Source organism: Komagataeibacter intermedius TF2 (assembly GCF_000964425.1).
Taxonomy (GTDB): Bacteria; Pseudomonadota; Alphaproteobacteria; order Acetobacterales; family Acetobacteraceae; genus Komagataeibacter; species Komagataeibacter intermedius.
The window spans coordinates 1-345 of sequence record NZ_BANF01000490.1 but is presented as its reverse complement, the minus strand read 5'-3'; the positions used below and the strand labels follow the sequence as shown (position 1 = coordinate 345).

Here is a 345-nt window from a genome sequence, read left to right as displayed (position 1 = left end):
CAGCAGCGCAGGGCACTCGCCGACGATACCGTGGTCATCCGCGAACATCTGCGCGACGGGATTGAGGCGGTGCGGACGCTGCGCACCATCAACGAAAAACTGGTCGAGAAGAAACTCCTCGCGATCACCGCGGATATGACGAAAGGATTAAGGGGTGCCATCGAGAGCCAGGCCACGGCCATGACCAGACGGTACAACCTGCAGACGGCCTTTCGCATCCTGGGATACAGTTCCATCGTCCTGATAGCGGGATTTGCGCTCGGCCGGATGCCCTGAGCCTGTCCACAACGGACACGCTCAGGGCCGGAACCGAAACGCCGTACGAAGTACTGACACAGGTCGCAT

General features: G+C 60.6%; 1 pseudogene. It reads left to right on the top strand.

What is annotated here, in order from left to right:
• A pseudogene (locus B7449_RS18145) lies at window positions 1–276 on the top strand (hypothetical protein); the annotation flags it as partial.
• Between the last annotated feature and the right edge of the window lie 69 nt (window positions 277–345).